Below are 21,391 nucleotides of genomic sequence, written 5' to 3' on the forward strand. Positions count from 1 at the left end.
ATGCGGCATTGCGATCGGGCAAACTTTGAAGACTTTAAAAGGAGATTTCGTGGCGACCATCAGCCCGGAAATTGCAGCTCAGGCTGCGAAAATTGATCGAGGAAGTGTGGGGGAGAAGGTTCGCGTCCACACCATTGCCAAGCAGTTGGGGATCCGCGCGACGGATTTCCTGGGCGTACTGGCGGACCATGGAATTGAGGGGAAGAAGACGGCTTCGTCGCTGACTCAGGCGCAGGTCTTTTCTGTTCTGGACGCCCTTAGTTCCACCGATAAACCAGCTCAGGCAGACAAGAAGGCTGCGAAGAAACAGGCAGAGAAGCCTGCGAAAAAGACTGCTAAGAAGGCAACAAAGAAGGCAGCCAAGAAGACCTCGAAGAGGCAGACAAAGAAGGCAGCAGAACAACCTGCCGAAGAGGTTTCTGACAAGGAAACTGCGAAAGCTGTCGAGCAGCCAGCAGAGCAGCTAGCGGAGCAACCAGCGGAGATGCCCGAGGACAAGGCGGGGGAGAAGCCCTCTAAGCGGACTTCCAAGCGCACCGCGAAGCGGACGACGAAGCGCGCGGTGAAGAAGACCGCCAAGAACGCGGAGCCTAAGCAGGCCAAGCAGGCTGAGCAGGAAGTGAAGCCGGAGCAGAAGCCCGAGCAGGCGGAAGCACCGGTCGCTAGGGCTGAGGCAAAAAAGGCCCAGCCAGAAAAGGCTGAGGCTGAAAGCTCCGAGAAGAAACCAGTTCGTCGGCGCAGGGTTCGCCGAGTCGTGCGCCGTGTGGGAAGCGTGCGCCAGGCGGAGGAGAGGGCGTCAGAAGAAAAGGGCGAAGAGCAAGACAGTAAACAGGAACACCAGAAGGCAATCGCGCCCGAGGACCTGCACCCTGCTGAGCGCTCCACCGACGACATGGTGGATGAGCCGGTAAAGATGAAGGGCTCCACTCGCCTTGAATCGCAGCGCCGCTGGCGTGCAAAGAACCGTGACAGGAACTACAAGGCCATCACCCGTGCCGAGTTCCTGGCACGCCGTGAGTCCGTCGAGCGCACCATGATCGTCCGCGACTCGCAGCGCACCGACGACAAGGGAATGTTGACGCAGGTCGGCGTGGTGGAGGACGGTCAGCTGGTCGAACACTTCGTCGCGGATGCAACGCACCAGTCGCTGATCGGCAACGTGTACCTCGGCCGTGTGCAGAACGTGCTGGGCAGCATGGAAGCAGCCTTTGTGGACATTGGCACTGGCCGCAACGCAGTGCTGTACGCAGGTGAGATGGATTGGCGTTCGCCGCACCTGCATTCCAAGAGCCGCAAGATCGACCAGGCACTGCGCCCCGGCGACCAGATCCTGGTGCAGGTGTTGAAGGACCCGATCGGGCACAAGGGTGCCCGCCTGACCAACCGCATCAGCTTCGCAGGCCGCTACCTGGTGTTCTTCCCGGCAGGTACGACCGCGGGCATTTCCCGCAAGCTGCCCGTCGGTGAGCGCAAGCGCCTGAAGGACATCCTCGGCGAAGTGATCACCGGTGACGGCGGCGCGATCATCCGCACCGCTGCGGAGAACGCCACGGAAGAGCAGATCACCGATGACGTCCAGCGCCTGCAGAAGCGCTGGGAGGAGATCCAGAAGCTGGAGAACAAGGAGCGCAACTCTAAGGGATCCAAGCCGGTGACGCTCTACGAAGAGCCGAACATGCTGATCCAGGTCGTGCGCGACGTCTTCAACGCGGACTTCTCCGAGTTGATCATCGACGGTGATAAGTCCTGGCAGGTCGTCCGCGACTACCTGGGACGGACCTCTCCGGAGCTGATGGATCGGGTGCACAAGTGGAACCGCGGCAAGCACGACGGTCAGGATGCCTTCGCGCCGCTGGACCTGGACCAGCAGCTGGAAAAGGCAATGGCCCGCAAGGTGTGGCTGCCCTCGGGTGGCTACCTGATCATCGACCACACCGAGGCCATGACGGTCATCGATGTGAACACCGGCTCCTTCGTCGGCAGCGGTGGCAACCTGGAAGCCACGGTTACCGAGAACAACCTGGAAGCGGCCGAGGAGATCGTGCGCCAGCTCCGTCTGCGCGACATCGGCGGCATGATCGTGGTGGACTTCATCGACATGCTGCTGCAGCAAAACCAGGACCTGGTGCTGCGCCGCCTATCGGAATTCCTGGGGCGCGACCGTACCCGCCACAAGCTGGGCGAGGTGACCTCGCTGGGCTTGGTGCAGCTGACCCGCAAGCGTTTGGGCACCGGTCTGCTGGAGACCTTCTCCACCCCGTGTGAGGCCTGCGACGGCCGCGGCTTCATCATGCACCCGGACCCTGTCGAGCAGCAGGATCCGGAGCCGCGCCGCGATCACGGCCGACGCAAGGAGCGCCAGCAGGCGAAGAACCAGGGTAAGCGCCGCGACGATAGGCGTCAGGAAGAAAGGCGCCGCGAGGATAGGCACCAAGAAGACAAGCGCCGCGAGGAAAAGCAGGACAACCGGCGTGACCAGGGCAACCAGCGGGCGCCGCAGCACGAGCAGGGAGCCAGCGAGCAGAGCACTAACGAGCAGGGCACCGGCCGTCGTCGCGTGCGGCGCCGTGTCGTGCGCCGCGGCAACCCGCACGCCAGCCAGGCCACCGAGGACATCAACAGCATCGTTGCCAGCGCCCGGAAGCGCTCCGCGCAGGAGGATCCGGACGAGCCCTCGGCAGCCGATCACGCCGAGAAGCCGGAACGCGCAGAGAAGTCCGAACGCGCTGAGACTCCGGCGAAGCGTCGCCGCCGTCGCCGTGTAGTTCGCTCGGCGTCGACTGGCGCGGATGCGGGTCGATCTTCTCGTTCTTCAGTTAAGGACGCCCACGTTTCCGACGACCAGCCTTCCAGCTACGAGGAAGCAAAACGTCAGTTCGACGAGTCTCCTCGCCGCAAGCGCCGCACGCGCGGTAACTCAAAGTCCGACTTCGCTCCGCGACGCGAGGACTTCGAGGGCAGTGGCAACGATGGCGGCAGTGATAGTGGCCGCGATGCCGGTGCGGAATCGGGCGCTCAGAAGCCTCGCTCGCGGGCTCGTCGCCGCCGCGTAGTTCGTAAGAAGAACTAGTTCGTGGCGAAAGAAAAGGGATTTGGTTTTTAGCCCCCTGACCGGGTAGTCTTAACCAGTCGCTGTTCGTTCCGCCGGTGACCAGCTTTAACGCGCGCGTCGCCGGGGACTGCGTGAATACATCTTCAACAGCAAGATGCGTTCGCGCGGGAAGCCCTGAGTTTCGGGGGAACGGACGCAGCTAAGCAAAAGTAACAGTCAGGATGCTTCCTTCCCGCAGGGGGCTGCCTGAGCCGATTAGAGAAATTAAAGGGGTAGCCCTACATGTACGCGATCGTCAAGACCGGCGGAAAGCAGTACAAGGTTGCCGAAGGTGACCTCGTCAAGGTCGAGAAGATCGAGGGTGAGCCGGGTTCGTCCGTGGCTCTCACCCCGGTTCTCGTCGTCGATGGCGCAAACGTCACCACCGGTGACAAGCTGGCATCTGTCAACGTCAACGCTGAGATCGTAGAGCACGTCCGCGGACCGAAGATCCGTGGTATGCACTACCGCAACAAGACCGGTTACAAGCGCCGCTTCGGCCACCGTCAGAGCCTCACGGTTCTGAAGGTCACCGGTATCAAGTAAACTACCGAGACACTTCAATAATCTTCCTTAAGGAGGGAGAGACAAATGGCACACAAGAAGGGTGCATCTAGCTCCAACAACGGCCGTGACTCCGAGTCCAAGCGTCTCGGTGTGAAGCGCTTCGGCGGCCAGCAGGTCAAGGCCGGCGAGATCCTGATCCGCCAGCGTGGTACCTCTTTCCACCCGGGTGAGAACGTCGGTCGCGGTGGCGACGACACTCTGTTCGCCCTGAAGGCCGGCGCCGTACAGTTCGCTACCAAGCGCCGTCGCCGCGTGGTGAACATCGTCGAGAACGAGGCTGTCGAGGCCTAAGCCTTCACCAGCATTCGGCATAGCTTTCGGCGGAGACCCGCACAGAGCTTAAAGATCCAGTGGACGCAGTCAATGCGTGCACTGGATTTTTTCGTGCCTCGATACAGCCATGAAAGCCATGATTCTGGCCATAAAAATAGCCCCGGCAGGACCGGGGCTTGTCTTGAAGTAGCAATGCTACAAGTGGCTCGGCGCTGACTCCTCGACAGGGCAGATCACTGGCGTGCCAGCATCGTCAAGCACCTTCGCCCGCAGTCCGTAGACCTCTTCCAACAGACCCGGGGTCAGCACCTCGGAAGGCTGCCCCTGCGCCATCAGGCGCCCACGGTGCAGCACAATAAGCTGATCACAGTAGCGCGCCGCCAGGTTCAGGTCGTGAATCGCAATCAGCGCGATCGAATCATTGTGGGATACCTCTCGGCGGATGAGCTGCAGAAGCTCCACCTGGTGCCGCAGATCCAGGGCAGACGTCGGCTCGTCCAGAAGTAGCACCTCGGGCTCGCGCACCAGCATTTGTCCCACGGCGACCAGCTGCCGCTGCCCGCCCGACAGTTCGTGAACATAGCGCGAAGCCAGGTGCGTAATCCCCAGCCTCTCTAGCACTGCGGCCGCTTGTTCCTGTGCGGTCGCGGTGGCTGCCCGGCGCGTCGATCGTTTCGTCGCCACGAGGATCGATTCGAAGGCCGTCAGGGAAGCGCTAGAGAGCAGGTCTTGGGGCACATAACCAATCGCATCGCGCCGGTTACTGCCGGATAGTTCCTCGCCGTTGCTGGTGATGCGGCAGGTGCCTGATGACGCCCTCTGTATCCCAGCGATCGTCTTCACCAGGGTGGACTTTCCCGCGGCATTAGGCCCCAACAGGCCGGTGATGGACCCCGGCTGAAAGCCGGAAGCCGATACTCCCTGCAGAACCGGATTCTTGCCGTAGCGGACGTGGATATCTTCGATAGTCAGCATGGGCTAGGACCCCCAGACCGTGCGTCGGCGGACGAACACCAGAATGAGGAAGAAGGGAACTCCCACCAGGGATGTGATGATGCCGATCGGCACCGCAACGCCCGGAACCACAGTGATCGATACCGCGTGTGCAGCGGCCAGCAACAGAGCTCCGGCCGCCATGGATGCAGGGGCGAAGTAGCGCTGGTCCTCGCCGACGAGCATGCGGGCGACGTGGGGGCCGACCAGGCCGATGAAGCCGATCACGCCCGCGAACGCTACCGCGCTGGCCGCCAGTAAGGAGGAGACTACGAGGGTGCTAACGCGCAAGCGCTGGACATTGATCCCCAGCGCCGCCGCGCGATCATCGCCCAGTCGTAGGGCTGTGAGTTTCCACGAGTTCAGGACGGTGAAAGGTATCGCTATTGCCAGCGCACCAACGATGATGGCGTTGGACGTCCAGTTCGCGCGCTGTAGCGAGCCCATCGTCCAGAACACGATTTGCTGCAGTGCTTCGGTCGTCGCGCGGTATTGCATCAGGGAGAGCATTGCCTGGAACAGGAACACCAGCGCAATTCCGAGCAGAATCATCGATTCTGCGCTGGCTCCACGCCACAATGAAGCGCCGGCCACGATAAACACCGCCACCAGCGAGGCCACCCAGGCCACGGCTGCGAGGTTGAACTGCGGGTTAGCCAACACCGTCCAGCCCAACACAATGGATGCGGCTCCGCCGAACGCCGCTGCTGCGGAGATACCAAGGGTGAACGGCTCTGCCAGCGGGTTATCCAGAATGGTTTGCATGTGCGCCCCGGATAGGGAAAGCGAGGCGCCGATGAGGACGGCCATCACAGACGCAGGCAGGCGTAGGTTCCACAGGACGGTGTGGGTTGTTTCATCCACCCCCTTGGGGTCGATGAGGGCCTTCCATAGTTCCATCAAACTCAGGTCAATGGGGCCGACGATCGTGGCGATGCCGAAGGCTGCGAAAGCAGCGATGGACAGCGCGAGGATGGCGAGGATCTTCCGCCTGGCCTGGCGGCGATACTGTTTGACAACCGCGCTGGCTTCGGCCGGAAGTGCAGTAGCGCGCCCGTCGGCTATCTCGCCTTCTTCCGTCGATGACTTTTCTGGGATTACAAGATGGGACATGGGGGTTACTTCTTGGGGTTAGCTCTTGGTGGAGGTGAAGAACGTTCCGGAGTACTCGAACGGCAGCCACTTCTTGTGGAAGTCCGCGAAGTCCTTCTCTACGTCGAGGTCCTGGAACAGTTCGGGGTGCAACCATTGTGCGAACTGCTCAAGGGCGAAAACGTTCAACGGGGAATCGTAGAACTGGTGGTAAACCGCGTGCAGCTTGCCCTCCTTAGGAGCCTTCAAGGCGTTAAAGCCAGGCGTGGCAAGCAGTCCCTTGAGGGTTTTCTCAGATACGTCGGGCTTGGCGGTGTAGCCGAGCTCCACGTGCGGCAGCACCTCGGGCTTTTCGGGATCCTTGGCCCATGCTCCGCCGGTGGCAATGATCTGCTCTGGCTGTTCGGCAAGGACCTTCTCTGCGGTGAGGTCCCCGGATTCCGTGTCCAGCAGTTCGTCGCCAATGTTCTTTCCACCTGCAGCGTTCACCAGATCGCCGAGGTTGGAATTCTTCACAGTTCCGCAGCAGTCCTTCATGCCCGCCGCGCGCCAGACCAGGGTCTTCGGCTTGTCTTTTGCCTTGTTTGCACGGTCGGTGACGTTCTTAACCTTGCCGTCGTAGAAGTCGTTGAACTCCTTAGCCTTGTCTTCCTTGCCTAGAAGTTGACCGTAGAGGCTCATCGTCTTGGTGGTGTTCTCCAGCGGTTTCTGGCGGAAGTCACTGAATACGTACTTCAGTCCAGCCTGGTCCATCTTGTCCAGCAGGCCGGATTCTTCGGCGGCCTTCTTGTGATCCAGGGAAAGCACGGTGACGTCCGGCTTGTGGGCAAGCAGGTTCTCGACGGTCACATCGCCCTTGGAGATGTTTCCAACGGTCGGGAGATCGCTGTACTTCTCATCCACTTTGGAGAGCTTCTCTTCGAAGGTGGGGGCGGCGGAGTGCATGTCGGAGCCGATGGCCACGACGTGCTCCGTTGGGTTCTCCTTGTTCAGGATGGAGGTGGCGAACAGCCCGCGACCCTCTGCGAGGAGGATCTTCTCTGGGCGAGAGTCGAAGGTGACCTGTCGGCCGGTCACGTCGGTGACGGTGATGGAGGAGCCGGACTTCTTCGCATCGGAAGAGTCGCCGTCGCCGGGGTTAGATGCGCCGCAGGCTGCGAGGCCGAGGGCAGCGGTTGCTGCCACGACGCCGACGCAGACTTTGCGAAGCGGAGAAAAACGCATTGTTATTCCTTATGTGAGGGGTGCGAGAGCAAGGATTTAACCCACTCTCATACTTAGCTTAGCCTTACCAGCGGCAAGGGTAGGCTAACTATAGTTCATGTATCCCTGTGGAGGAAACACCGGGTTTAGATTCGCCACCCTTTTAGGCCACCACTCCAAACACAGATAGACTCGGAGCTCGAAGAATTAATTGGGGCGAAAAGAAAGCAAGGGAAAGCTATGCCACAATTCGTTGATCGCGTCGTTCTGCATCTGCAGGCCGGTGACGGTGGCCACGGCTGTGCTTCCGTGCACCGCGAAAAGTTCGTTCCCCTCGGCGGCCCCGATGGCGGTAACGGTGGCCACGGCGGAGACATCATTCTGGAAGTCTCCCCGCAGGTTCACACCCTGCTGGACTTCCACTTTCACCCGCACATCAAAGCCCCGCGCGGCAACAACGGCGCCGGCGATCATCGCCACGGCGCTCGCGGGGAGGACCTCGTACTCCAGGTGCCAGAGGGCACCGTGGTTCTTGACTCAAAGGGCGAAGCGCTTGCCGATCTGACAGGCAAGGGCACGCGGATGATCGTTGCCGCGGGCGGACACGGCGGGTTGGGAAACGCAGCGTTGGCGTCCAAAAGCAGGAAGGCACCGGGCTTCGCGCTACTGGGTGAACCAGGCGAGGTAAAAGACATCACCCTCGAGCTCAAGTCCATGGCCGACGTCGGGTTGGTCGGCTTCCCCTCGGCGGGCAAGAGCTCGCTGATTTCCGTGGTCTCGGCCGCGAAGCCGAAGATCGCGGACTACCCGTTTACGACCCTCGCGCCGAATCTGGGCGTGGTCAATGTCGGCCACGAAGTTTTCACCATCGCCGATGTGCCGGGTCTGATTCCGGGTGCTAGCGAAGGCAAGGGGTTGGGGTTGGACTTCCTGCGCCACATCGAGCGCACCGCGGTTCTGGCCCATGTTGTGGACGCCGCCTCGCTGGAAGCCGATCGCGATCCGGTCGCCGATATCAAGGCGCTGGAAAAAGAGCTAGCGAACTACCAGGAAGAGCTGGCGAGTGACTCCGGGCTGGGCGACCTGCGTGAACGCCCGCGCGTGATCATTCTGAACAAGATGGACGTGCCGGATGCCTCCGACATGGCGGACCTGCAGGAAGAGGAGCTCAAGGAGTTTGGCTGGCCGATCTTCCGCATTTCCACCATCGCGCACCAGGGCTTGGATGAGCTGAAGTACGCGCTGATGGACATCGTGAAGGAGCACCGCAAGGCGCACCCGGTGGAGGAGAAGCCCGCGCAGGTCATTACCCCGAAGGGGCTGCGGAAGCGCTCCGGTGGGCGCTTTGCCGAGTTCGAAGTGGAAGCCGACCCATCTGCCGAGGATGCCTTCATCGTCCGCGGCGAAAAGATCGAGCGCTGGATCCGCCAGACCGACTTTGAGAACGACGAGGCCGTGGGTTACCTGGCCGACCGCCTGGCCAAAGCCGGTGTGGAGGAAGCGCTGTACAAGGCTGGCGCCGACGCGGGCAGCGAGGTGACCATCGGGGAGATCACCTTCGAGTGGGACCCGCAGACCGCCGCGGGCGTGGACGTCATGCGCAGCGGACGCGGCACCGATATGCGCCTGGAGCAGAACACCCGCGCCACCCCGGAAGAGCGCAAGCGTGCGTCCCAGGCTCGCCGTGGCCTGATCGACGAGAACGACTTCGGCGACGGGGAGATCGCAGAGCGCGAGCGCTGGCAAGGCTAGCGCTGCCGTTGCCCCCAAACCGCACCGGGGGCGAGCGGCGGCTGGCATACTGGAACGTATGTCATCCTCCGAATCCGACGTTGCAGCCGATAAAGAGTTCAGTTCAGCCCAGTCCGCGTTTAGCTACGCGGGGCCGGGGGAGATGACTCCCGAACCAGTGAAGCCAGTGCCTACCTACGGGCAAAGGCCAGTGCATGAGCCGGGTCCGGTGGTGCCCGCGACATCCATTGAGTTCCCCGAACCGGAAGCGGATGAAGACGATCCGGCGATGGGGCACGATTCCTCTGTTCGTAGCGATATCGCCCATGCCCGCCGCCTGGTGGTGAAGATCGGCTCGTCCTCCCTGACCGATGACGATGGTCGCGTGGATCCGAACCAGATCGACATGATCGCCGATGCGCTGGAGGCACGCATGGCGCGCGACACCGACCTCATCGTCGTTTCCTCCGGTGCTGTGGCCTGCGGAATGGGCCCGCTAGAGCTTGCCCAGCGCCCCACCGATCTGGCCACTAAGCAGGCCGCCGCGTCTGTTGGCCAGGTGCTGCTGGCCCAGGAGTGGGCGCGTAGCTTCGCCCGTTACGGTCGTACGATCGGCCAGGTTCTTCTTACTGCTTCGGACGCCGCAGAACGCGACCGGGCACGCAATGCTCAGCGAACGATCGACCGTCTGCGCCAGCTGAAGGCCGTGCCGATTGTCAATGAAAACGATACGGTCGCTACCTCTGAGATGCGCTTCGGCGACAACGACCGCTTGGCCGCGTTGGTGAGCCACCTGGCGTTCGCGGATGCGTGCGTGCTGCTGTCCGATGTGGACGGCCTGTACGACCGTAACCCGGCCGAGCCGGGGGCACAGTTCATTGCCGAGGTGAAGTCTTCCAAGGACTTGAAGGGCGTGGTCGCTGGAGACGGTGGGCGACTGGGTACAGGTGGCATGGCAGCCAAGGTATCCGCCGCCCGCTTGGCTTCCCGTGCGGGTGTGCCGGTGCTATTGACCTCTACGGATAACATCGGCGCAGCCCTGGATACCGCGGAGGTAGGAACCTGCTTCTGGCCGGATCAGGATCGCCTGAGCGCGTGGAAGTTCTGGGTGCTCTACGCCGCGGATTCGCATGGCCAGCTGCACCTGGATGCCGGTGCGGTACGCGCAGTGACGGAGGGGCACAAGTCCCTGTTGTCGGTGGGTATCACCAAGGTCGAGGGCGACTTTTCGCAGCGCGACGTGGTGGATCTGGTGGGGCCGGATGGAAAGATGATTGGCCGCGGCGAGGTGGCCTACGATTCCGCAATGCTCCACGACTTGATCGGCCAATCGACCTCCGACCTGCCGGAGTTCGCCCGCAGGCCGGTTGTGCACGCCGACTACATGTCCCATTACGCTAACCGAGCGCAGCTAAAGGGCTAGTAGGTAGTAGGGCTGTGGGGCCTCGGCCCGGGGGCTAAGCTGCGCTTAGCTACTTGGAGGCCACATTGAGGGAGAGGACGCCTGCGCTAAGGGCCGTCATTCCCAGGCAGTTGATCCAGAATTCTGATCCGAGGAAGTTCGCCTTAATGTGAGCGATGATTGCGGATAGGAAATAGCCCAGTACACCTACTGAGACGGTTGTCGCGACTGAAGCGTTGCCGGTAGCCGCACCGTAAACCAGGCCTGTGGCTGCGAGAGACTTGATCGCGATCAGCGTCCACCACCAATCTTCGGGGAACTTAACGCCCTCCAGGCAACGGCGTATGAACTTAGGCGGCTTGACGGAAATCAATGCGTCACCGGCGAGAACGGCGGCCAAAAGGTAGCTGCCACCTGTTGCTAGGGAACTCATTCGGATTCCTTTCTGTGAAGATCGAGGACAGAGTGATACATGAAAGTACGCCTTGTCTTCGGAGAAGTGGACTTTAAGCCACACTACTCTCAGAAAGCCAATGCTGTTTCCGGTTTCCATGCAACACGGCGCAGCTTAGGGGCTGGTTCGCTAGCATGGGTTGGTATGACAAACTCCAACGACGCTAAAGAGAACGCTCTTTCCCCGGAACGCCAGGCAGAACGCGACGAGGTTCTAGCCAAGGCTAAAAAGGCCAAGGAGGTCAGTTCCCAGCTGCTGCTGAACACCCAGCAGAAGAACGATCTGCTGGCAGACGCGGCAGATGCGCTGGAGGCTAACGCGGCGGATATTATCGTGGCGAATGAGAAGGATATTGCTGCTGGCAAGGAGCGCGGCTTCGCCGACTCCCTGCTAGACCGTCTGGCGCTGGATGAAGAGCGCATTGCCGGTATCGCTGGCGGTCTGCGTCAGGTAATCGGCCTGGCTGATCCCGTGGGCGAAATCGTGCGTGGACACACCCGCCCCAACGGCCTGCGCATGAAGCAGGTGCGCGTGCCGCTGGGTGTGATGGGCATGGTCTACGAAGCTCGCCCCAACGTCACGGTCGATGCTTTCGGCCTGGCCATCAAGTCCGGCAACGTGCCGCTGCTGCGCGGATCGAAGTCCGCCCGCCACACCAACGAGAAGCTGGTGCAGATCCTGCAGGACGTGGCTGAAAGCCACAACCTGCCGCGTGAGCTAGTCCAGCTGCTGCCGTGCGATACCCATGACTCGGTGCAGGACCTGATCACCGCCCGTGGTCTGGTGGATCTGGTTATCCCGCGCGGTGGCGCGGGGCTGATCAACGCCGTTGTGCTGGGCGCTACCGTGCCCACCATCGAGACCGGTACGGGTAACTGCCACTTCTACATCGACTCCTCTGCGGACATCGAGGAAGCCACCAAGCTGGTTATCAACGGCAAGACCCGCCGCTGCTCCGTGTGCAACGCCACCGAGGTTCTACTGCTGGATTCCGCCTTGCCGGACCCGGACAAAATCTACGTCCTGGAGGAGCTGCAGAAGGCCGGCGTGACCCTACACGGAGAGAAGGATCAGTTGGATCCACTGATCAACGACGTCGTCCCGGCGGAGGAAACCGACTGGACCGACGAGTACCTGAGCTTCGATATCGCCGTGGCCATCGTCGATGGCGTGGAGGAGGCCGTGACCCACATCAATCGTTACGGAACCAGCCACACCGAGGGTATTGCCGCCCGCGACTACAAGACCACCAGCTACTTCGAGCAGTACGTCGATGCAGCCGCTGTCTCCGTCAACACCTCCACCGCCTGGACAGACGGAGAGATGTTCGGCTTCGGCGCGGAGATTGGCATCTCCACCCAGAAGCTGCACGCCCGCGGACCTATGGGCTTGCCGGAGCTGACGAGCACCAAGTGGATCATCAACGGCGAAGGTCAGGTCCGTCCCTAAGTGTGGCGATGGCGCTCACCTTGCCGGTTGAGAAGTGGGCGTCATAAAGAAAGAACAGCTACACCACGAGGGTCAGGCTTGCGCCAAGAGCCAGAACCAGACAGAGGGGGATTTCCCACATACCGACCTTCTGGGGAGTCCACTCGCGCGGGTTAGCCTTGGCGATCGGTGGGATCAGTTTGGCGCGAAGGTCGGCCGCGGCCATCACCGCGATCATCAGCAGACCGCTGGCCGTATAGCCACCGTCGAAAGCAGCCGCGACAGAGGTGATCAGCGTAAGCAACAAAGCGATCCGGTGATAGCGCAGGGACACATTCTCGAAAGGAGCGTTGTCGCGCTCGCGGATGATCGTCTTTACATAAAAGATCGTGCCGGTGAAATACAGGCCGATGATCAGGGTCGTCACCCAGATGGCCACCGGAGCCTCGCTGAAAAACCACGGCAGAACGGAAAAGCCACTGGCCGAAACAGCGACTATGTACATTAAAGCGCTGGCCACCGTCGTGGAAATGCCGGAGATGAGGCTGCGGGGGCGGCGTCGAAAAATTTCCATCACAGCGACCGCGATCAGCGGGATAAACGCGACTGCCCACCACAGCAGACGGGGCTGCAGGAACAACACCACAGCGCAACACGCGATCGTCAGCGCAGTGTACGTGAGCAGCGGCCAAAGGTAAGCGCGGCGACGGGACGGGGCACGGGTCTTAAACCACAGGCCGAACGCGAAGAAGGCCGCGTAGCCGAAAATCCAAGCTAAAGGCATGAACGTCAGCGCCAGCCACTGCACCGGGTTGCCATAGGAAGGGGCAATGACAGCGGCGGTGATCAGGCCGGTGACTATGGGCAAAAGAAGCATTGCCCATGCGCCATGCTGGTTTGGAACCCACGGGTTGGTACTCATATCTAGCGCGGAAACTCCCTGATCTTTGACCTATAATTCTGGGCAACAAAGCACGTGAATGGCACTGGGTGCTCGGCATTGGGTGCCCTGTACTAAGTGCCCAGTACTGAGTGCCCAGTTCCCATATTCCTCCAGACTAGAATCTTCCCGACCCGATGGGAAAGCCCCGGGTGGCCGTGGAAGCCGAGAAAGCAGAAAAGTACTGTGCAAAAAACTACGACACAGCCCACCAGAGTCGGCATCATGGGCGGGACCTTCGACCCGATCCACAACGGCCACCTGGTTGCAGGCAGCGAGGTCGCGGATCTGTTCGACCTGGATGTCGTTATCTTCGTGCCCACGGGGCAACCCTGGCAGAAGAAGCACAAGCGGGTGTCCGCCGCGGAGGATCGCTACCTGATGACGGTCATCGCGACGGCCTCGAACCCCCGCTTCCTGGTCTCCCGGGTGGATATCGACCGAGGTGGCGATACCTACACGGTCGACACCTTGGCGGATATCCGCGCCCAGTACCCAGAGGCAGAGTTGTTCTTTATTACGGGCTCCGATGCGTTGCAGAAGATCGTGACATGGCGGGACTGGGAAAAAACTTTCGACCTGGCGCACTTTGTGGGTGTGACTCGCCCCGGCTACGAGCTGCCGGCGGGCGATGGCAGCGGCGACGATCCCCTGTCTAGGGAAGTCGCGGCGGGGCGCCTATCGCTGGTGGAGATTCCCGCCATGGCCATTAGCTCCACCGATGTGCGGGAGCGGGCGACGGAAGGCCGACCGGTGTGGTACCTGGTGCCCGATGGCGTGGTGCAGTACATCGCCAAGCACGGCATGTACGTTTCCAGCGAATAGCTGGTGGGTTGCTAGACTGAGTGTGTTTTTGATCAAGCAAGAAGGGCTGAATTTTTTGACTGCCACCGCAGAATCTATCGCGCTCGCCGGAGTAGCGGCGCGTGCAGCAGCCGAGAAGCTGGGGGAGGACATCCTGGTTCTCGACGTCTCTGACCGCCTGGCTATCACCGACGTGTTCGTCATCGTCAGCGGCGATAACGAGCGCATGGTCAACTCCATCGTCGACGAGGTGGAGTACGAAGTAGGCCAGGACGGCCCGAAGCCAACCCGTCGTGAAGGCCGTGGCGAGGGGCACTGGGTGCTGCTGGACTACGGCAATGTCGTCGTGCACGTCCAGCGCAAGCAGGAACGCGAGTTCTACGCGCTGGACCGCCTGTGGCGCGATGCTCCGCAGATCGAGGTCGAGGGCGTAGAACAGCTGGATCGCGGCGGAAACTGGGATGCCGATGCAGAGGTAGACATCCTGGAGGCCAGGAGCATCGACGACCTGCCGCTGGCCGGCCCCACGCCGGACGCAGACGAGCTTTAAACCCCGGTAGTTTCTGATCATGGGCGAGCGCAGGGTCTATTTGGTCCGTCACGGACAGACGGAATACAACGCCAAAGGGCGGATGCAAGGCCAGCTGGATACGGATCTGTCCCCGGTAGGAGTGCAGCAGGCCAAAGTCACGGCGCAGATGCTGGAGGATAAGCGCATCGCCCGAGTGATCTCCAGCGATTTGAAGCGCGCTTACGATACGGCACTGATCCTGGCGGAGCCCTTCGGCTGCGAGGTGACGACCGACCCGCGCTTGCGCGAGACTGATCTGGGGCAGTGGCAGGGAGCCTCACGCGAAGAGGTGGACCGTGATTTCCCTGGTCAGCGCGCATATTGGCGCCATGATCCCCTGTGGGCGCCGCCGGGTGGCGAAACGCGCCTGGAGGTAGCCGAGCGCGCCCACGCCGTGATTGAAGAGATCATGGCCACCGATGTTTTCGACGAAGGCGATGTGATGATCGTCGCCCACGGCGGAACGATCGGCGCTTTGACTGCCCGTTTATTGGATCTGCCGAGCCGTTATTACCCGGTGTTCACCGGCCTGGGCAATGCATGCTGGTCGCAGCTGCTGGCCCGCCCCCGCTTTACTGGCGAGGCAACGGGAACCACGCCGGTAGCCATTGACGGTTCGACGGTGCCGTTGGTGCCCTCTAGCCGTCCCGATTGGTGGAAGCTGCCGCAGTGGCACCTGGAGGGATGGAACCTGGGCGTGGCCACCGACGCAAGCCCGGATGAAGGTGCCCTTCCAGGTAGTAGCCCTGTTTCTTCTACTCATGACGCCACCGCCTCCGCCCCGCACGATCCCAGCCAGGGGAGGGGCTAGTGGCTGTCCAGATTGTCACTGATTCTTCCTGCTGCTTGCCAGAGGACCTTGCGAAGAAGGCAGGCATCACGGTGCTGGATCTGCACGTGGAAGGCGAGGGCGAAGAGCAGACCACCGCCAGCCTCAGCAGTTTGGAGCTGGCCGCGAGCTATGCGCGCCTGATGGAGCGCGGCGGCGATGCGGGCGTGGTGGCGCTGCACCTGTCCAAGCAACTGTCCGCGACTTTCGCCAACGCTTCCGTGGCCGCGGGAGTTTTCGAGGGCAAGGTACGGGTGCTGGATTCGAAGAACATCGGGATGGTTTTGGGCTTCGCCGCGCTGCGTGCCGCCGAGGCCGCCCGGGAGGGCGCGGATCTGGATGCGGTGGTGGCCGTGGCGGAGGAATCGCTGAAGAACTCCTCGCTGTGGCTGTATGTCCATGAGCTGGATGTGTTGCGCAAGGGTGGGCGGCTGTCGGTGGGGCAGGCGCTGTTGACCTCCACGCTGGCGATCAAGCCGATCCTGCAGTTAGCGGAGGGCAGGCTGACGTTGGCGGCCAAGACCCGTACCCAGGTGAAAGCCATGGATAGGGTGGTGAAGTTGGTGCGTCAGCTGGTCATCGACGAGGCCGTGGCGGCCAAGGGAAACCCCCGCGATGTGAAGATCGCCGTGCACCACAGCGACGCGGAAGATCAGGCGGTGGATCTTTCTGCCCGGATCGGGGAAATGGTTGAGGAACTGAACCAACTGGAGGCGCCAACCGAGCCTCCGGAGCCGCGGGCCCATGGTTTGCGCCGACAGGTACGAGTGGAAACCTGGCAGTCTTTGCCGCAGGTGGAGGTCAGCATTGTGACCATCCCGGAGGTTCTGCAGTTGCACGTCGGCCAGGGGGCATTGGGCGTGGCAGCGACGATGTGGGAGAACTCGACGTCGGACTCGCACTCGGACTGAGTTTCCACAGGCAAGGAGTTATCCACAGCCTTCTGGGGCTTTGATCTCTAGACGGCAAGGGCACGGCGCTGACCGTCCCGCCGGTGTGCTGTGATCGGGCGCATGTCCACACGACGAATGCGGTTGAGTTCCGTAGACAAGGTGCGCGCCCGGGCGGAAGCGCTGGCGCAGCCAATGCCCGAACACGAGCTAGCCAACGTCGATCTAGATACGCACGCGGACATGGGCGGCAGGGCTTCGCGGGCGCTGGTGGTGGCGGTTGTGGTGGCTGCCATCATTGGCTTTGCGTTGTTCGCCTGCCAACGGTCGGATTCGGAGGGCGGAGAGGCAGCACCAGCCAGTGGCCCGGAGTTGCTGGCTGGCACGAACGCGCCGGGTAACAATGGCGTGGCGACAAACAGCGCGGGCGGGACGACTGACAGTGCTGGCGGCGCGGGTGACGCAGGTGCTGCCGGTGGCGCCACAGAGAACTCGGAAGAAGGCGATGGCGACCAGGAGTGCGTCGTCAGCGTGCAGGGCATGGTGCGCCATCCCGGTCTGCTGCGCGTACAGGCGAATACCCGGGTGGGGGAGGCAATAGAGGCAGCGGGAGGAACTCTGCCCAAGGCCGTCGTGCTGGGCATCAATCTGGCCGAGCAGGTCAGTGATGGCATGCAGATTGTGGTGGATGATAAGGGCTCTAGCGTGGTCTACGCCGGGGCGGGGCAGACCTCTGCCGGAGGTGCGGCCGCGCCGGGTGATCCGAACAAGGCGGGCGGCTACCCTGGCGGCAACCCTGGCGCCAAATCAGGTGCCAATCCCGGCTCTAAACCGGGGGCCTCGGCGGAGGGCAAGATCAACCTCAACACCGCCGATTCTGCGCAGCTGGAAACCATCAGCGGTATTGGCCCCGCCACTGCGGAGGCCATCATCGCCTGGCGCGACTCCAACGGGCCATTCACCAGCGTGGAGCAGCTCCTGGAGGTGCGCGGCATCGGCCCGGCGAAGTTTGAATCGATGCGCGATGCGGTCACCATCTAGCGCCCTTTCCACTGATTCCACTGTTTCCGGCAGCGTCATCGAGCCCTATTCCCCGGAGGCTGTCGCGAAGGCGCGGGGTATAGATCTGCGCCTCGTCCCAGTGGCCGTGACTAGCTGGCTGATGGCCGCTGCGATCATCTTGACCCGCAGTTATTGGCCACTTCTTGTCGGGCTGGCCGCCGCGCTAGGTGGGGCCGTGTGGTGGCTTCGCCTCCGCCGTGCTTATGGTTTTCGCGTTTCCCGGGTGCTCGCGCGCAGCGTCGCTACCGTCGGGGCTATCGCCAGCACAGTCGGGGCCGACACGTGGTTGCGGATTCTTTTTATTGACGCCCACCCGCTACTGCGCAAACTCTCCACCAATGTGGCCGTGGTGCAGGAACGGGTGACGGTGGCGGGCCTGCCGAAGCAGCTCACGGAGGGGAGGGTGGTGGTTCCCGTAGAAGTCCCCGGCTTGGGGGACGTGCCACTATTCCTGCGCCCCGAGCTGGCTCGCGGAGCTGGAGCGAATGCCATTGATTTCACGTCACTTCAGCCAGGCATGAGCTTCGATATTACCGCCACTGCGCGCCCAGCCCAAGGGGCAGAGCTCATCCCGGTGACGTTGTCGGCCACCCGGGCGCCGGAGAATTTAGGCGAGCCGGAGGGGCTATGGCGCATCACCAGCTGGCTACGCGAAAGTTTCCACGCGCTGTGCGCCGACCTGCCGTGGGATGCGGGTAAGATCCTGCCCGGCATGGTGATGGGGGACGTCAGCATGCAGGATTCCACCCTTCGCAATCAGTTCACCGTCACGGGGCTCAGCCACCTGAGCGCAGTCTCTGGCTCCAACGTCGCGGTGATCACCGGAACCGCATTGCTCATAGCCACAGCGTGCCGAGCAGGCTACCGAAGCCGGCTCGTTGTAGCAGCGCTATTCTTAGCGGCATTCGTACTGCTGGTCGGCCCGGAACCCAGCGTGCTGCGCGCGGCGATCATGGGCAGCGTTGGCCTGGTGGCCGTGGCATCGGCGCGCTGGACGGACGTGTTGGCCTCCCTGAGCGCCGCCGTTTTGCTACTGATGGTGATCGCCCCGGGCATGGCCATCAGCTACGCCTTCGTATTATCCGTGGCAGCGACCGCGGGCATCCTGGTGGTACTTCCGTGGTGGTCGAAAGCCATTTTGTTGAGGCTGCAGCAAGTCCCCTGGTTGGTCAAAGACGACCGCCCCACCCAGCTGCAAGCGATGGCAGTGCGCATGGTGGTGATCGCCGTCGCTGCGGACTTGGTGACCATCCCGATCATTGTCCACATGACGGGCAAGGTCTCTCTGGTCGCGGTGGTGTGCAACCTCGCCGTGACGGCGGTCGTACCAATCATCACGGTGTTGGGGCTGCTCAGCGCGTTGCTAGCCGCGGTGTATCCACCGCTGACGTTTCTGCTGGCCCAGACAATAGTAGCCCCGGCCGTGCCGTGCGCGGCATGGGTGATGTGGGTAGCGCGCACAGGCTCCACCGCGCCGATGCTAGCTACCCCTGGTGGGTGGTTATGGGCAGCGTTGGCCACCTCACTACTGGCAGGGCTTCTTCTTAGTGTGCGTTACGCCCGGCACTGGCGACAGCTTCGGTGGTGTTGGGCCACGCTCTTGTGCGGCCTGGTGATGCTTGGGTTAGGGGAACGTGGGGGCGTCATAAAGCTAGAAAAGCCAGATAGACATACAACAGTGACAATGCAGGCCGGGGTGATAGACCTCAACGGCACAACGGTGATTCGGGTGAGCGACGACGAGGCAGCGATACGGCAACAGCAACAGATCGCAGACGCCGTGGCAGCCGCGGGCGGGGCAGGGAAGGTGGCCGTGGTGGTGACCGAGTGCGGGAAACCCCACGATAGGCCCAGCTACATGCCCAGTGGGGTGCCGGTGTACTACCCGTGCAAAGACAAGCTGAAGTTCCGTTAGAAGTCCCCGGCGTGGATCTGGCAAGATCGAACCCATGAACGCCACCGAGCACCCCGCACCCATCAACCTCATCGTCGGTGGCGATGATTTCCTCGCTGAACGGCGCCGACAGGGAATCGTGCAGCAGGCACGGGCCGCCAGCGGGGACCCGAACTTGCCGGTGGAGATGCGAAAAGCGTCGGAGCTCAGCGCCCCCGAACTGGCGGAACTACTCAGCCCCAGCTTGTTCGCCGAAGACCGCATCGTCGTGGTCACCGGGGTAGAGGATACGGGTAAGGACATCATCAGCCTGCTGGAACAAGCCATCAAAGACCCGGCGGACGGCGTGGTTCTGATCATCGTGCACACCGGCAAGGGGCGTAACAAAAAGCTGGTGGATAGCTGGCCGAAGCTCGGCGCCGTGGTGTTCCAAGCCGGGGCGCTGAAAGGGCGGGAACAGCTCGCCTTCATCGACCAAGAATTCCGCGCCCACGGCGCGCGCGTGACCCGCGAGGTCTGCGAGCTACTGCTGGACGTTGTCGGCAGCGACCTACGGCAGCTGGCCAGCGCCATCAGCCAGCTGATCGCGGATACCGACGGGAACGTAGACGCCGCCGCGGTGAAGCGCTACTACCAGGGCAAAGCGGAAGTCAGCGGTTTCGAAGTGGCGGACTATGCGATCGCCGGAAATGTCTCTGCCGCCGTGGCTCTGGCGCGCCGGGCTCTGCAGCTAGGCGTGCCACCTGTGTTGCTGGCCAGCGCTCTGAGCTCCGCGGTGGCGGACATTGCAAAGGTCGCCGGGGCGGGCAGCATTAATTCCCGCCGTGATGCCCCCAAGTTCGGCATGGCGCCATGGAAGCTGGATAAGACGATCCGTACGGCCCGGCGCTGGACCACCCCCATGATCGCCCAGGCGGTACAGATCACCGGCGCACTCGATGCCGGGGTGAAGGGCCACAGCGCGGACCCCGACTACGCAGTGGAAGATGCGGTGCGCCGGATCGCGCAGGTGGCGCTGCGGCGCTAACACCCGCTATACCGCGGGGCGGAAGCCCTTCCACACGCCGCAGTGGATCGCGTCGTTGTAGCGGGATTCAAACTGGTAGTCCCGCGTTTCCTCCCACTGGTCCACGCCACCTTCCAGGTGGGAACCCAGCAGTGCACCCGTCAACGACGCACGGGTGTTGCGGTTGCCCGGCCAATTCACCGCGACGTGCAGGAAATCGTGCGGGGCGTATTGATCACTGTGATCCAGGTACAGCTGCGCCAGCAGCAGGGCAGAAGCCGTGCACGAACCAGCATCCCAGCCCCGGCCGAAGATCTGCACGAACTTGCGGCGGCAGCGGTAAAGCTCCTCGAAGTCGCCCTGGGCGAGGAAAGGATCTAGGTGCTCGCGCACAGCGGCAACGCGGGAGATCAACTCGCTCAGCGGCGCGTCGGGCCCGGTGAGGTCTGTGATCAGTGCCGAATCCAGATCTTGGAGGATGTCGGACTTCTCCTCGTTGGTCAGCAGATTATCGTTGTCGAAGTTCTCGTCGCCGGCTAGACCCTCAGCGACATTCACCAGGTCGGTGCCCTTGCGGGCGGACACCAGGCATGCCATCACGGCGCACGCCGCACGGGCCACGCCCGAGTCGTGGGTCACCATGCCTTGCAGCACGGACCAGCCCACGCCCTGATCCGACGGAGCCAGCAGCGCACTGGCGGCTACGCGCATGACCGCGCCCGAACCCCCGGAGTGGGTAGACACATCGTCCCAGTGCTCCGCGCCGAGCTGGCTCAGGCGGTCCAGCGATTCCGTTGTGGAAGGGCCGGGCAGGCGGTCGTAGTCTGGGTCGGAGTGGTAGTTGATGAAGTGCTGGCCGATGGCCTGCATGCCCTCTTCGCGGTCGAGGTTTCCTCGGTCGATATCCTTCATCGCGGCGCAGAGCGCCAACGTCATCTGTGTAGCGTCACTGATAACGAGCGGTTCGGGAAGCGGGGTGCGCTCGGGCTGCGGAGGCATCTGGTACGGGTAGCCCCACGCATCGCCCAATGCGGTGCCGAGCAGGGCTGATCGGAAACGATCCTTCATCCCTTCTTCGAACTCCTTCGGAAAGTCATTGCGTTTGAAACCTAGCTAATCACTTTAGGGCAAAGTGAAGGCCCGCACCCGGGGAGGTTGTTG

19 protein-coding genes are annotated in these 21,391 nt (G+C 62.4%); 13 read left to right on the forward strand and 6 right to left on the reverse strand.

Annotation, left to right across the window (positions count from 1 at the left end; genetic code table 11):
* The first annotated feature begins 49 nt into the window (after window positions 1–49).
* From L8U58_RS06835 to rpmA, 3 genes are all read left to right on the forward strand, one after another.
* Entirely contained in the window at window positions 50–3,070 is a 3,021-nt protein-coding gene (locus tag L8U58_RS06835; RefSeq protein ID WP_269954993.1) for an Rne/Rng family ribonuclease, read from the forward strand.
* Between the two features lie 264 nt (window positions 3,071–3,334).
* Window positions 3,335–3,637 (forward strand): 50S ribosomal protein L21, encoded by a 303-nt coding sequence (gene rplU / locus L8U58_RS06840; RefSeq protein ID WP_005296481.1) that lies wholly within the window; start codon window positions 3,335–3,337, stop codon window positions 3,635–3,637.
* A gap of 45 nt (window positions 3,638–3,682) precedes the next feature.
* Window positions 3,683–3,949, forward strand: coding sequence for a 50S ribosomal protein L27 (rpmA, locus tag L8U58_RS06845; protein WP_005296479.1), 267 nt, complete (start codon window positions 3,683–3,685; stop codon window positions 3,947–3,949).
* A 177-nt stretch (window positions 3,950–4,126) separates the two neighbouring features.
* Here the strand turns inward: rpmA and L8U58_RS06850 are convergent, their stop codons facing one another.
* From L8U58_RS06850 to L8U58_RS06860, 3 genes are read right to left on the reverse strand one after another with little or no spacing between them, the layout of a single operon-like run.
* Window positions 4,127–4,906 carry an ABC transporter ATP-binding protein gene (locus L8U58_RS06850; protein WP_034993498.1) on the reverse strand — a complete coding sequence of 260 codons (780 nt, stop codon included), beginning with the start codon at window positions 4,904–4,906 and terminating at the stop codon, window positions 4,127–4,129.
* A gap of 3 nt (window positions 4,907–4,909) precedes the next feature.
* The gene (locus L8U58_RS06855; RefSeq protein WP_269954994.1) at window positions 4,910–6,037 is read right to left on the reverse strand and encodes a FecCD family ABC transporter permease; all 1,128 of its coding nucleotides are present in this window, start codon (window positions 6,035–6,037) and stop codon (window positions 4,910–4,912) included.
* An 18-nt stretch (window positions 6,038–6,055) separates the two neighbouring features.
* Entirely contained in the window at window positions 6,056–7,240 is a 1,185-nt protein-coding gene (locus L8U58_RS06860) for an ABC transporter substrate-binding protein (protein ID WP_269954995.1), read from the reverse strand.
* 219 nt (window positions 7,241–7,459) lie between these two features.
* Here L8U58_RS06860 and obgE point away from each other — a divergent pair, with 219 nt between their 5' ends.
* Together obgE and proB are read left to right on the forward strand one after the other, a co-directional pair.
* Window positions 7,460–8,971: a GTPase ObgE gene (gene obgE / locus L8U58_RS06865; protein ID WP_034966982.1), complete on the forward strand. Its 1,512-nt coding sequence runs from the start codon at window positions 7,460–7,462 to the stop codon at window positions 8,969–8,971.
* Between the two features lie 142 nt (window positions 8,972–9,113).
* On the forward strand, window positions 9,114–10,373 hold the full coding sequence (gene proB / locus L8U58_RS06870; protein WP_370546763.1) for a glutamate 5-kinase: 1,260 nt from the start codon (window positions 9,114–9,116) through the stop codon (window positions 10,371–10,373).
* Window positions 10,374–10,422: 49 nt separating this feature from the next.
* On the opposite strand, the gene L8U58_RS06875 is transcribed toward proB, so the two are convergent.
* Window positions 10,423–10,785: a DoxX family protein gene (locus tag L8U58_RS06875; RefSeq protein ID WP_034993517.1), complete on the reverse strand. Its 363-nt coding sequence runs from the start codon at window positions 10,783–10,785 to the stop codon at window positions 10,423–10,425.
* A gap of 165 nt (window positions 10,786–10,950) precedes the next feature.
* Here L8U58_RS06875 and L8U58_RS06880 point away from each other — a divergent pair, with 165 nt between their 5' ends.
* Complete coding sequence (locus L8U58_RS06880) at window positions 10,951–12,255, forward strand: glutamate-5-semialdehyde dehydrogenase (protein ID WP_269954996.1); 1,305 nt, start codon at window positions 10,951–10,953, stop codon at window positions 12,253–12,255.
* A gap of 58 nt (window positions 12,256–12,313) precedes the next feature.
* Here L8U58_RS06880 and L8U58_RS06885 read toward each other — a convergent pair whose 3' ends face one another.
* Window positions 12,314–13,156, reverse strand: a complete 843-nt coding sequence (locus L8U58_RS06885; protein ID WP_269954997.1) for a YwiC-like family protein — start codon at window positions 13,154–13,156, stop codon at window positions 12,314–12,316.
* 204 nt (window positions 13,157–13,360) lie between these two features.
* Here L8U58_RS06885 and nadD point away from each other — a divergent pair, with 204 nt between their 5' ends.
* The 7 genes from nadD to holA all read left to right on the forward strand — a co-directional run bounded on the left by nadD (window position 13,361) and on the right by holA (window position 20,251).
* Window positions 13,361–13,999, forward strand: a complete 639-nt coding sequence (nadD, locus tag L8U58_RS06890; RefSeq protein ID WP_080716112.1) for a nicotinate-nucleotide adenylyltransferase — start codon at window positions 13,361–13,363, stop codon at window positions 13,997–13,999.
* A gap of 55 nt (window positions 14,000–14,054) precedes the next feature.
* On the forward strand, window positions 14,055–14,528 hold the full coding sequence (gene rsfS / locus L8U58_RS06895; protein WP_034967007.1) for a ribosome silencing factor: 474 nt from the start codon (window positions 14,055–14,057) through the stop codon (window positions 14,526–14,528).
* Window positions 14,529–14,547: 19 nt separating this feature from the next.
* Window positions 14,548–15,360, forward strand: a complete 813-nt coding sequence (locus tag L8U58_RS06900; protein ID WP_034973297.1) for a histidine phosphatase family protein — start codon at window positions 14,548–14,550, stop codon at window positions 15,358–15,360.
* Complete coding sequence (locus L8U58_RS06905) at window positions 15,360–16,289, forward strand: DegV family protein (RefSeq protein ID WP_034973295.1); 930 nt, start codon at window positions 15,360–15,362, stop codon at window positions 16,287–16,289. The genes L8U58_RS06900 and L8U58_RS06905 overlap by 1 nt, the downstream gene beginning before the upstream one ends.
* A gap of 102 nt (window positions 16,290–16,391) precedes the next feature.
* Entirely contained in the window at window positions 16,392–17,309 is a 918-nt protein-coding gene (locus tag L8U58_RS06910) for a ComEA family DNA-binding protein (protein WP_269954998.1), read from the forward strand.
* Complete coding sequence (locus L8U58_RS06915; protein ID WP_269954999.1) at window positions 17,293–19,245, forward strand: ComEC/Rec2 family competence protein; 1,953 nt, start codon at window positions 17,293–17,295, stop codon at window positions 19,243–19,245. Before L8U58_RS06910 ends, L8U58_RS06915 begins: the two co-directional genes overlap by 17 nt.
* A 34-nt stretch (window positions 19,246–19,279) precedes the next feature.
* Window positions 19,280–20,251 (forward strand): DNA polymerase III subunit delta, encoded by a 972-nt coding sequence (gene holA / locus L8U58_RS06920; protein WP_269955000.1) that lies wholly within the window; start codon window positions 19,280–19,282, stop codon window positions 20,249–20,251.
* Between the two features lie 6 nt (window positions 20,252–20,257).
* Here the strand turns inward: holA and L8U58_RS06925 are convergent, their stop codons facing one another.
* Window positions 20,258–21,298 carry an ADP-ribosylglycohydrolase family protein gene (locus L8U58_RS06925; RefSeq protein WP_034973291.1) on the reverse strand — a complete coding sequence of 347 codons (1,041 nt, stop codon included), beginning with the start codon at window positions 21,296–21,298 and terminating at the stop codon, window positions 20,258–20,260.
* Between the last annotated feature and the right edge of the window lie 93 nt (window positions 21,299–21,391).

The organism is Corynebacterium macclintockiae (assembly GCF_027570165.1).
Taxonomy (GTDB): domain Bacteria; phylum Actinomycetota; class Actinomycetes; order Mycobacteriales; family Mycobacteriaceae; genus Corynebacterium; species Corynebacterium macclintockiae.